Genomic DNA, 11,505 nt, shown 5'->3' with positions numbered 1-11,505 from the left:
GCCGGCCCGCCCATCGGCTTCACCGCCGCTGGGCGGGCCGGTGTCGGCGGCCCTCGGCTTCGCGGTGCTGCTCCTGCTGGAGCGGCTCTCACCCACGGAACGCGCGGCGTACGTGCTGCGGGAGGCGTTCGACTACCCCTATCCGCAGACCGCCGACATTCTTCAGGCCAGTGACGTCGCGGCCCGCAAACTCGTCAGCAGGGCCCGCGCGCACCTCCAGTCCGGGCGCCGCGCGCCGGTGACCGGGTCCGAGCAGCGCCGGCTACTGACCGTCAACGTCTCCGAGCAGGGCATCGACCAGGTGCTGTGAATGACCCGTCCACCCGACCCACGGTGCGGACGCCGTGGCCCGCTTCATCACGGACCTGCTGGCCGGCCCCGCACCGCCGTGACCGTCGGGTCCGTGAACGGCCGCACCGGCCTCGTGCCGCGCCGCTGGCAACGCCCCTGACCTGCGGCACCGCCGGCGGTAAGGAACTCTCCCCAGTGCGGCGAGGTCGCCGGACGGCCAGTGCCGGCCGGGCGGTCGGCACGCTCTCGCCGAAGCCGTGAGCAGGCCGTTGAATCTGGGATCATCGAACTGAGGCTGGCGATCTTTGTGGTCACGATGAAGGTGTCCCGATACGCGGTCGACCAGAGCCGGGCGCGTGACGAAGGCGGTAGCGGTGGAACAACGGAGACGCGGCGCGGGCCACGGGGAGAGTGTCGTATTGCTCGGGCGGGGGCCGGAGCGCGCCGTCGTGGACCGGATGCTCGCGGCCGTCGACGCCGGTGAGAGCCGCGTGCTCGTGGTGCACGGGGCGCCGGGCGTCGGGAAGTCGGCGCTGCTGGAGTACGCGGAGAACGCGGCGACGGACATGCAGGTGCTGCGCGCGGTCGGGGTCGAGTCGGAGATGGAGCTGCCGTTCGCCACGCTGCATCAGTTGTGCGCACCGCTGCTGGACCGCTTGGAGCACCTGCCCGAGCCGCAGCGCCACGCGCTGGAGACGGTGTTCGGGATACGGGCGGAGGCGCCACCCGAACGGTTCCTGGTCGGGCTGGCGGTGCTCAGCCTCCTGTCGGACGCGTCGGAGGAGCGTCCGCTGCTGTGCGTGGTCGATGACGCCCAGTGGGTGGACCAGACGTCGTTGCAGGTCCTCGGCTTCGTGGCCCGGCGGCTGCTGGCGGAGTCGGTCGTTCTGGTCTTCGGTGCCCGGGAGCGCTCCCAGGATCTGATCGGGCTCCCCGAACTGGAGGTCACCGGTCTCCTGGACGCGGACGCGCACAGCCTCCTGGACTCGGTCACCTACGGCCGTCTCGACCAGCACGTCCGCGACCGGATCGTCACCGAGACCAGGGGCAATCCGCTGGCCCTGATGGAGCTGCCGCGCGGGCTGACCGTGACCCAGATGGCGGGCGGGTTCGGGCTCCTGCGTTCGGACACGCTGCCGGGCCGGATCGAGCAGAGCTTCCTGTCCCGGATCGGCGGCCTGCCGAGCAGGCCCGGCTGCTCCTGCTGATCGCCGCGGCCGAGCCGGTCGGCGACCCCACCCTGGTCTGGGGCGCCGCCGGCCGGCTCGGCGCGGCATCAGAGGAGGCGCTCGCCGACGGCACGCGGGAATGGCTGTCACTGGACGCGCGCGTGACGTTCCGCCATCCGCTCGTGCGTTCGGCCGTGTACCGGTCGGCGTCGAAGGAGGACCTCCGGGCGGTGCATCTGGCGCTGGCCGAGGTCACCGACCCCAAGGTCGACCCTGACCGCCGCGCCTGGCACCTGGCGGCCGCGGCGGCCGCGCCGGACGAGTCCGTCGCCGCAGAATTGGAGCGGTCCGCCGACCGGGCGCAGGCGCGCGGCGGGCTCGCCGCCGCCGCGGCGTTCCTGCAACGCTGCGTCGTGTTGACCGTCGACTCGTCGCGGCGCGCCGAGCGCGCGGTGGCCGCCGCCGACGCGACCCTCCAGGCCGGCGACCTCGACGCCGCGCGCCGGTTCGCCGACATCGCCGACCGCGACGCCCAGAGCGAGTTCCAGCGCGTCCGGGCGCAGCTGGTCCGAAGCCGGATCACGTTCGCGGCCGGCCTCAACCAGGAGGCCCCGCCGCTGCTGCTGGCGGCCGCGCAGCGGATCGAGCCCTTCGACATGGACCTCGCGCGCGAGACGTATCTGATCGCGTGGGGCACCGCGGCGCTGATCGCCGCGGACTCCGACAGCCTCACGGCGATCTCGGAGGCCGTGAAGGCGCTGCCGCCCCCGGCGGGCGCCCCGCACGTCCTCGACCTCGTGCTCGAAGGGTACGCGCTGCTCGTCACCGAGAGCCGGGCCGCCGCCGTCCCCGTCCTGCAACGGGCGCTTGCCGCGCTGGAAGACCTGCCGGTGCGCGAGGTCTTGAAATGGGGCTGGGTGGCCAACGGCGTCAGCGCCGCCGTCTGGGACGACCGGGCCATGCGCGTCCTCGTCGGCCGGGTCGTCGAGGGGGTGCGCGCCGCCGGCGCCCTGACCGAGCTCCCGTTCTGCCTGACCTCCCTTGGGATAGCCATCGCCTGGACCGGGGACTTCACCGCCGCGTCCTCGATCGTCGCGGAGATCGAGGACGTCTGCGCGGCGACCGGGGTGCCCATCGCGCCGCACGTCGAGCTCCGGCTGAACGCCCTGCGGGGCAGGGAGGCCGAGGCCGAGGCGCTGATCGCCGCCACGATCGAGGAGGCCGGCGCCGGCGGCCAGCTGATGGGGGTCACGGTCGCCCAGTGGGCGGCCGCGGTCCTCTACAACGGGCTCGGCCGCTACCGGCAGGCGCTGGCGGCGGCCCAGGTCTGCACCCGGATGGGGGAGCTGTGGGTGTCGGTCTGGGCGCTGCCCGAACTGGTCGAGGCGGCGGTGCGCGCCGGTGAGGACGACATCGCGCGCGCGGCGCTCGAAGACCTGGCGGACGCGACGCAGCCGTCGGGGACGGATTGGGCCCTCGGCGTGCTCGCCCGTTCCCGGGCGCTGCTGAGCGACGGGCCGTCCGCGCGGGAGTTCCACCGCGAGGCGATCGAACGGCTGGGCCGCACGGAGCTGCGCCCGGAGCTCGCGCGCGCTCATCTGCTGTACGGCGAGTGGCTGCGCCGGAGCCGGCAGCGGGTCGAGGCGCGGGAGCAGCTGCGCACCGCGTACGAGATGTTCACGGCGATCGGGATGGAGGCGTTCGCCGAGCGGGCCCACCGCGAACTGCTCGCCACGGGCGAGAGCGTCCGCAAGCACGCGGTCGAGGCCGCGTCCGGCGAGGAGCTGACCCCGCAGGAGCGGCAGATCGCACTGCTCGTACGGGAGGGCCTGTCCAACCCGGAGATCGGCACGCGGCTGTTCCTCAGCCCGCGCACGGTCGAGTGGCACCTGCGCAAGGTCTTCGCCAAGCTGTCGATCACCTCGCGCAGGCAGTTGCGCGACGTCCTGCCGCCCAGCGAGCACGTTCTCACCCCGGAGTGAGGGAGAGGCCGGCTTCGGCAAGGCCGCGCCGCCGGGGCGTACGGCGGCGCGTGCCGAGGCCGACGCGCAGGTCGAGCATGGTGTCGGACGCGCGGCGGTCGAGCCCGGATCTCGCTTGAGCTCGCACCTCGGATGCGGATTCGGACATAATTCAACACGCAAGAGCATTTTCCGCAATAAGGGCGGGGTGGCGGGTGGGCGCGCGTACAGGCGGGGCCGGGCATGCGGGAAATGTCGGGCTCCTCGGGCGGGGGCCGGAGTGCGCCGTCTTCGATGAGATGATCGCGGCCGTCCGCACGGGGCAGAGCCGCGTGCTCGTGGTGCACGGGGCGCCGGGCGTCGGGAAGTCGGCGCTGCTGGAGTACGCGGAGAACGCGGCGACGGGCATGCAGGTGCTGCGCGCGGTCGGGGTCGAGTCGGAGATGGAGCTGCCGTTCGCCACGCTGCACCAGTTGTGCGCACCGCTGCTGGACCGCCTGGAGCACCTCCCCGAGCCGCAGCGCCACGCGCTGGAGACGGTGTTCGGGACGCGGGCGGGGCCGCCGCCGGAACGGTTCCTGGTCGGCCTGGCCGTGCTGGGCCTGCTGTCCGCGGCCTCCGAGAACAGCCCCCTGCTGTGCGTGGTCGACGACGCGCAGTGGACGGACCGTACCTCCGCGCAGGTCCTCGGCTTCGTCGCGCGCCGGCTGCTGGCCGAGTCGGTCGCCCTCGTCTTCGGCACCCGGCAGCAGCCGAGAGACCTGCTCGGGCTTCCGGAACTGGAGGTCACCGGGCTGAACGACGCCGACGCCTACGCCCTCCTGGACTCGGTGACGCCCGTCCGGCTCGACCGGTACGTCCGCGAGCGGTTCGTGGCCGAGGCCCAGGGCAACCCGCTCGCCCTGCTGGAACTGCCGCGCGGGCTGACCTTGACCCAGATGGCAGGCGGATTCGGCCTGCTGCACGCCGACACGCTGCCGGACCGGATCGAGCAGAGCTTCCTGTCCCGGATCGAGGACCTGCCCGAGCAGACCCGCCTGCTCCTGCTGCTCGCCGCCGCCGAGCCGACCGGCGACCCGTCCCTGGTATGGCACGCCGCCGAACGGCTCGGGATCTCCCCGGCGACGGTGCTGGCGCACGGGACGGACGGCCTGCTGGAGTTCGACACGCGCGTCGTCTTCCGCCACCCGCTCGTCCGCTCCGCCGTGTACCGCTCGGCGAAGCAGAAGGACCGCCGGGCGGTCCATCTGGCACTGGCTGAGGTCATCGACGCGAAGGCCGACCCCGACCGCCGGGCCTGGCACCTGGCGTCCGCGACGACCATGCCGGACGAGTCGGTCGCCGCCGAACTGGAGCGGTCCGCCGACCGGGCGCAGGCGCGCGGCGGGCTCGCCGCCGCCGCGGCGTTCCTGCAACGGTCCGTGGCGCTGACCGCGGACGCCTCGCGGCGCGCCGAGCGCGCCTTGGCGGCCGCCGACGCGAGCCGCCACGCGGGCGATCTCGACGCCGGCCGGAACCTCGCCGACATCGCCGACCGGGACGCCCAGAGCGAGTACCAGCGCGTGCGCGCCCACCTCGCCCGCGGCCACATCACCTTCGCCGCCGGCTTCAACAACGAGGCGCCCCCGATGCTGCTCGCGGCCGCGCAGCGGCTGGAGTCCTTCGACATGGCCCTGGCGCGGGAGACCTACCTCATCGCCTGGGGAAGCGCGTCGTACGGGGCCGCGAACCGGGACAGCCTCATGGCGATCTCCCAGGCGATCAGGAGGCTCCCCTCCCCGAAGGCGAACCGAGCGCCCTCGATCTCTCGCTCGAAGGTTGCGCGCTGCTCATCACCGACGGCCGGAGCGCCGCGCTTCCCGCGCTGCGGCAGGGCGCGCGGGCGCTCCTTGAGGCTCCTGTGCAGAACCTCATGAAGTGGAGTTGGGTCGCCGGTGCGCTACCGGCGCTCGTCTGGGAGGACCGGCCCACGACCGAGTGGCCGGTCAGGGTGATCGCCGAGGTGCGCGCGATCGGCGCCCTGTCCGAGCTGCCCATCTACCTCCACGCGCTGGGGATACCGGCCTCGCTGGCCGGCGACTTCGCCACCGCGGCCGCGATGGTCGCGGAGGCCGACGCCGCCACCGCCGCGACGGGCGTGCCCATGACCCAGCACACCCGGCTCCTGCTGACGGCGATGCAGGGCCGGGCGGCCGAGGCCGCGGCACTGATCGCCGCCACGATCGAGGAGGCCGGCGCCACCGGCCAGCTGAACGGCGTCGCGTCGGCGCACTGGGCGGCCGCGATCCTGCACAACGGCCTCGCCAACCACGAGCGGGCTCTGACGGAGGCCCAGGCCACCATCGAGAGCGCCAACGCGCTCGTCTCCCAATGGGCGCTGCCCGAGCTCGTCGAGGCGGCGGTGCGCACCGGGGACGACACCGCCGCCCACGGGGCGCTCGAGAACCTGGCGGACGTGACGGAACCGTGCGACACCGACTGGGCTCAAGGAATCCTGACACGCTGCCGGGCCCTGATGAGCGACGACGCCGCCGCGGCCGACCTCTACCGCGAGGCGATCGAGCGGCTGGGCCGGACGATCATGCGTCCCGAACTGGCGCGCGCACACCTGCTGTACGGCGAGTGGCTGCGGCGGGACCGGCAGCGGGACGAGGCGCGGGCCCACCTGCGGACCGCCTACGAGATGTTCACGACGATCGGGATGGAGGCATTCGCCGAGCGCGCCCGGCGCGAGCTCCTCGCCACCGGCGAGACCGTCCGCAAACGCAGGACCGAGACCCCGGCGAGCGGGGAGCTGACCCCGCAGGAGCGGCAGATCGCCCTGCTCGTGCGGGACGGCCTGTCCAACCCGGAGGTCGGGGCCCGGCTCTTCCTGAGCCCCGCACCGTCGAGTGGCACCTCCGCAAGATCTTCGCCAAGCTCGGGGTCGGCTCCCGCAAGCAGCTTCCCGACGTTCTTCCGCGCGACGACTCCGGCTCCTCGCACCCCGCGTGAAGTCCGGGGGGTCCCTGGCCGGTGTCGACCAGGGAGACACCCTGGTGCGACCCGGTGGCCCTCCCCACGAGGCTGGTCCTGTCGGCGTTTCGCCGAGCGCAGGAGGCACAGCTCCGGGACTCGACTCCTGGATCGCGGAAGGAATGAGGCCGTCATGTCCGATCAGCCGCTGGACGGAGCCGTCGCGCTCGTCACCGGCGCCAGCAGCGGGATAGGCGCCGCGACCGCACGCCGCCTGGCCCGGGACGGTTCGGCGGTCGCCCTGGTCGCCCGCCGCCGCGACCGCCTGGACCAGGTCGCGAGCGGCATCGCCGCGTCGGGCGGGCACGCCGTCGCGGTGCCGGCCGACCTCACCGACCCCGAACGCGCCGAGGACGCGGTGCAGGAGACACTGGACCGGCTCGGGCGCCTGGACATCCTGGTCAACAACGCCGGGATCATGCTGCTCAGCTCGGCGCTGCACACGTCCGTCGAGGAGTGGGACCGGATGGTCTCGCTCAACGTCACGGGACTGCTGCACGTCACGCACGCCGCCGTCCCGCACCTGATCTACGCGGCCTCCACATCGCCCCGCCAGGTGGCGGACCTGGTGAACATCGGCTCGGCGGCCGGGCGGACCGTCCGGCCGGGCAGCAGCGTCTACAGCATGACCAAATCGGGCCTCGGTGCGTTCACCGAGTCGCTTCGCCAGGAACTGCTCAGTGAACAGGTCCGGGTCAGCATGGTGGAGCCCGGCACCGTCGACACCGAACTGGTGGACCACCTGAACGAGACCGTCTGGGACGCGTCCCGCCGCCAGGTCGCCGGCATCGAGGCGCTGCGGCCGGAGGACATCGCGGACGCCGTCGGCTACATCGTCACGCGGGAACGGCGGGTCGCCGTCAACCAGATGCTGGTCCGCGCCGGCGACCAGACATGGTGACCGCGACGAGGGACGCGAACGCGTTCATTGCGGAGGGCCAATACGGTCGGTGATCGGAGGTCCGCCGCGGGGCGCCTTGGGGGCGTTCCAGGCCTGCCAGACGGGTTCGGCTCGTCGCGCAGACTCATGTCAGGCGTCTGCGGCGCCGGTGCCACAGTGAGCACTAGGTTTTCCAAAGCAAAGCCGGGATCGCCCTCCCGCCGTCCATCGCGCGACCCGGCGACCGGGATCCCCGACCCGTTCAGCCGCGGCGTCGAGCGGCTTGCGGCGCGGTGGCCGGTGGAGTGGAGACCGCCTGGGCGGCGGCGACCGGTATGTCATGATGTGCGGCACAGGCGACGGCGGAACGAGGAAGCCGGTGTGAATCCGGCGCGGTCCCGCCACTGTGATCGGTGAGCGAGCCCCGACGAGGCCACTGCCCGTGCGAGCGGGTGGGAAGGCCGGGGCGAGCGTCGACCCGAGAGCCAGGAGACTCACGCGGTCGCCTCCTCGAAGAACCTGGGGCGGATTTCCCCGGAGAGGAGGACGCGGCGGCATGCTCGTGACCGTTCGCGCCATTGCCGTTTTCGGCGACCCTGTCCCCTTCCGTCCCTTTCCCTGCACGCCCGTTCCGGGCCGTGGCTGATGAGAGGACAGGGAACTCGTGAGGTGCGGACGCGGACTGCTGGCCGCGGTTACGGTGATGCTGGTCGCCGGATGTGCTGGGTCCCCGAACGTGGCGGGGCCGGATCCGGCGGAGGGGCGCCGACGCGGGGTCTCCCCGCGGTGATGGACCACCGCGGGGTCACAACCACCTACCAGCGCCCGCCCCAGCGCGCGGTGTCGTTGAACCAGCACGCCATCAAGGTGATGCCGACGCTCGGACTCCAGGACTCGATGGTCGCCACCGGCTGTCTGGATGACCGCCTCCTGCCGGAGTACCGGGCCGCGTACGGCAAGACCAAGGTGATCTCCAAGGAGTACCCCTCCTTCGACGCGCTGCCGGCCGCCGAACCCGACTTCGTCTACGGGCTGACGCACGTGCGCCGTCGGCGCGGTTCGTACGTGCCGGTGGTCGCCGCGGCCGCCGTCGCGGTCGGACCGGTCAACGTCCCGGCCGGTCAGGTGTGGGGCACCGTGCCGCACCGGCCGCATCCGGCGCTGGCCGAGCCGACCTGGCCGCCCGTCCGGGAGACGATCGTCTCCTCGGGCGTCATCGCCGGAGCCGTGCCGGCGGCGTTCCAGGTGGCGGTGTTCGGCGCAACGTCGCTGTCATTGGCGGCGTTTTCGGAGCGCTGTCGGCGGTGTACTTCCTGGCCCGTTCGGCGGGCGAATGACGACGCTGCGGTTGGTGCCAGCGGGCGTGGCCATAGCCGAGGCGCTCTCGGCGGTGGCCAGCTTCCTGGCCGTCACCTCTGACGATGCCGGTCGGGGCCGACCACCGGCGCGCGTTGCCCGCCGCCGTTCTTCTGGGTGCCGCCTTCCTCATCGTCGCCGACCTGGCAGTGCGCACCCTGGTCGCGCCGGAGGAGATCCGCGGCGGTGTCCTCACCGCCCTGGTGGACGGTCCGTTCCTCTTTTGGCTCATGCGACGGCGCTCGGCAACCTCGGACCGGGGCCACTTTTCCCAAAAACCCTCAACCGAGAAAAGAGAACGGCGTGCTTCCTCTACCGCAAGCCCCTTCCACAACCGTCGTCACCGCTCTTTCTCGAGCACGCGCCTTCGGGTCTTTCTTCGAGATCACGGTCGGTGGCCCGGGCGACGGCTGGCATCCGGTGCGGGACTCCTACGCCCGGGGCATGACCGATCTGGTCACCGCCGTCGCCGACCGCTATGGCACCTCCGAGCTGCGTATCGGCGCCTCGATCATGCAGCTCGGCCATGCCGCGCGGTTGTGGTCGCCGACGCTGGCGTGCGCGCTGACCCACCGGGTCGTCCCGGACCTGGCGCAGGTCCAGCGGGCCGATGGCGGCGCCGCGCTCCGCCTTCCCGAGGCGACTGGCCGGAACCTCTCCGATCTCACGGAAGACCAGGTCAGTGAGGTGCTGTACCGGGTGGTGGTGCGCGAGCACCTGGAGCCGTTGGCCGCGGGACTCCAGGTGAAGGTCGCCGCCCGGCTGCTGTACGGCAACACCGCGTCGGCGCTGGTCGAGGCCGGGCGCGCGATCGTGGCCGGGCGGCCCGAGCTGGGGGCACCAGTCGTCCGGCTCGTCACCGGGCTGCTGGGCACCGGCGGCCTGGCGGGCCTGGGAGAGATCACCGGCCCCGATCTGGCCTTCCGTCGCCGCACATGCTGTCTGTACTACCGCGTTCCGGGCGGGATGCAGTGCACCGACTGCTCCTTGACCGAAAAGGAACCGAAAACGGGGTGAGGTGAACCCGCGGAAAACCATCGGCCGCCCGCACGGAATCTGTTGACCTTTCGAGCGTGCCATGCCTTCGCTTCCTGTGAAGTGTCCGCAAACGCATGGAGGACGCAATAAGGGACGGCTTCTGCGCGGACCGAAGGAGGTCGCGTATGGCGCACCACGGTTTCGTCGAACCCGAAGAGTCCAAGAAGGGGCTGAAGTCCCACATGCCTGCGGTGGACGCCCCGTTCGAATGGCGTGACGACCCGCAGGACCAGCGGGATCAGCAGGAACAGAGCTGACCGCGCGGTGTGGGGTCGGGTCACCGCCCCCACACCCCCGGAGAGGGACGAGAACAGGCCATGGACACCGCCGCTCCGCGCACCGCCGACCTCGACCAGAGCCCATCGCCCGATCTGGTCCCCCGAGTCGTGCATGATCGGCCCCGGGTGCCGGTCGTGGAGCTTGGGGCGCTGTCACGGTGGCGGAGCGAGCCGTCCTCGGGTGGCTCCTTACGTCCGGGGCGAGCGAGGTTTGTCAGGGGGAACGGCCACCGTTGCGGGGGCGTGTCTGGTCACGACGGCGGGGTTCGGGTTTCCAGTGTGGCGGTGATGGCGTCGACGGACCGGACGACCAGGGCGACGGCGGTGAGGGTGGGGTTGCAGGCGGTGGCGGTGGGGATGACGCCGTTGCCGCCGACGAACAGGTTCTGCCATCCCCAGACGCGGCCGTGGTCGTCGCAGACGCTGGTGCCGTCGTCGGCGGCGCCCATGCGGACGGTGCCCTGGTAGTGCAGGGAGCTGCCGGCGGCGAGCAGGTCGGGGGTCCGGGTCTGCTCGCCGAGGTCGGCGGCCAGATCTTGCAGTTCCTCGACGGCGCGGCGGACCAGGGCCCGGTCGTCGCCGGTGAGCCGGTAGTCGATGTGGATGGCGGGCAGGCCGTGCTCATCGAGGTCGCCGTCGCTGAACCAGACGCGGTCGTCGGGCTGGACGTCCTTGGGCAGGAACCAGCCGAGGCCGACCATCGGGCGGGGGTCGGGTCTGTCGGCGGCGTGGATCGCGATGGGCGAGGCGTCCAACTGCATGACCTGGCCGTGGAAGGGGTGGACGCCGTCGGCGAACGGCACCCAGGACACGCCGGTGAGGGCGTCGCGGGGATCGGTCGCGGCCGTGGCGCGGTGGGCCGGCAGGTCGATGCGGGCGCCGACGACGACCTGCGGCTGGTCGTTGAGGTAGCGGCCCAGCGCCGGTGGGCGGATGCCCGAGGCCCACAGCAGTTGCGGGGTGTGCAGCGCGTCGGCCGCGACGGCGACCGCGCGCGCGATGACGGTGAACACCTCGCCGGTCCGGGTGTCGACCATTTCGGCGCCGGTCACGCGGTCGCCGTCCGCCAGCAGGCGGCGGGCCCTGGCGTTGCCGCGGATGGTCAGCCGGGAACGGCCCGGGGCGTGGAGGGCGGTGCCCAGGATGGTGTCGGCGCCGGTCCAGCGGGGCGGCCCGGCGCCGGGGCCGGGGTGCAGGCCAGCGGCATCGGGCCGGTCTTGCGGCCGGCGGGCAGCAGGTGGTCGTAGCGGCGGGCGAGTTTCTCGCGTACCGCCTCGGCGGCGGGGGTGGCTCGGAACGCGGTCGTGGTGGCCCGCAGCAGGTCGGATGCGACCTCGAAGGCGGCGTCGAGTTCGTGGCCGGGGATGAAGCCGATGCGTTCGCTGCCGCCAGGGGGCGGAACGGCGCAGGTCCAGTGGGCGCCCATGCCCCGACGTTGGCCGAGTAGGCCGCGGCGGGCATGCCGTCCTGGCCGTCGCCGCTGCCGTCGTCGTCGTCGTCGTTCACCAGGATCGTGC

At 72.8% G+C, this 11,505-nt stretch carries 9 protein-coding genes, 1 pseudogene and 1 riboswitch; of the genes and pseudogenes, 9 read left to right on the top strand and 1 reads right to left on the bottom strand.

Annotated elements, in window-relative coordinates; all coding sequences use genetic code 11:
• Window positions 1-40 precede the first annotated feature (40 nt).
• The 9 genes and pseudogenes from GEV43_RS33175 to GEV43_RS54180 all read left to right on the top strand — a co-directional run bounded on the left by GEV43_RS33175 (window position 41) and on the right by GEV43_RS54180 (window position 9,967).
• Window positions 41-310, top strand: coding sequence for a sigma factor-like helix-turn-helix DNA-binding protein (locus tag GEV43_RS33175; protein WP_309239975.1), 270 nt, complete (start codon window positions 41-43; stop codon window positions 308-310).
• Window positions 311-665: 355 nt separating this feature from the next.
• Window positions 666-1,499, top strand: coding sequence for an AAA family ATPase (locus GEV43_RS48490; RefSeq protein ID WP_206681391.1), 834 nt, complete (start codon window positions 666-668; stop codon window positions 1,497-1,499).
• Between the two features lie 191 nt (window positions 1,500-1,690).
• Complete coding sequence (locus tag GEV43_RS33170; RefSeq protein ID WP_206681390.1) at window positions 1,691-3,442, top strand: LuxR family transcriptional regulator; 1,752 nt, start codon at window positions 1,691-1,693, stop codon at window positions 3,440-3,442.
• A gap of 278 nt (window positions 3,443-3,720) precedes the next feature.
• Window positions 3,721-5,337 (top strand): AAA family ATPase, encoded by a 1,617-nt coding sequence (locus GEV43_RS48485; RefSeq protein ID WP_206681389.1) that lies wholly within the window; start codon window positions 3,721-3,723, stop codon window positions 5,335-5,337.
• Window positions 5,334-7,337, top strand: coding sequence for an SDR family NAD(P)-dependent oxidoreductase (locus GEV43_RS51675; RefSeq protein WP_241683129.1), 2,004 nt, complete (start codon window positions 5,334-5,336; stop codon window positions 7,335-7,337). The genes GEV43_RS48485 and GEV43_RS51675 overlap by 4 nt, the downstream gene beginning before the upstream one ends.
• A 345-nt stretch (window positions 7,338-7,682) precedes the next feature.
• Window positions 7,683-7,812: riboswitch (cobalamin riboswitch) on the top strand.
• Between the two features lie 293 nt (window positions 7,813-8,105).
• Entirely contained in the window at window positions 8,106-8,735 is a 630-nt protein-coding gene (locus GEV43_RS33155; protein ID WP_206681388.1) for a hypothetical protein, read from the top strand.
• Window positions 8,736-8,737: 2 nt separating this feature from the next.
• A pseudogene (locus GEV43_RS48480) lies at window positions 8,738-8,851 on the top strand (iron chelate uptake ABC transporter family permease subunit); the annotation flags it as partial.
• Between the two features lie 265 nt (window positions 8,852-9,116).
• Window positions 9,117-9,689, top strand: a complete 573-nt coding sequence (locus GEV43_RS33150; protein WP_160824033.1) for a (2Fe-2S)-binding protein — start codon at window positions 9,117-9,119, stop codon at window positions 9,687-9,689.
• Between the two features lie 146 nt (window positions 9,690-9,835).
• Window positions 9,836-9,967 (top strand): hypothetical protein, encoded by a 132-nt coding sequence (locus GEV43_RS54180; RefSeq protein WP_302931120.1) that lies wholly within the window; start codon window positions 9,836-9,838, stop codon window positions 9,965-9,967.
• Between the two features lie 272 nt (window positions 9,968-10,239).
• Here the strand turns inward: GEV43_RS54180 and GEV43_RS48475 are convergent, their stop codons facing one another.
• Entirely contained in the window at window positions 10,240-11,316 is a 1,077-nt protein-coding gene (locus tag GEV43_RS48475; RefSeq protein ID WP_309240064.1) for a GMC oxidoreductase, read from the bottom strand.
• Window positions 11,317-11,505 lie beyond the last annotated feature (189 nt).

This window comes from Actinomadura sp. J1-007, from assembly GCF_009793335.1.
Taxonomy (GTDB): Bacteria; Actinomycetota; Actinomycetes; order Streptosporangiales; family Streptosporangiaceae; genus Spirillospora; species Spirillospora yumaensis.
This window is presented reverse-complemented; position numbering and strand designations above follow the sequence as displayed.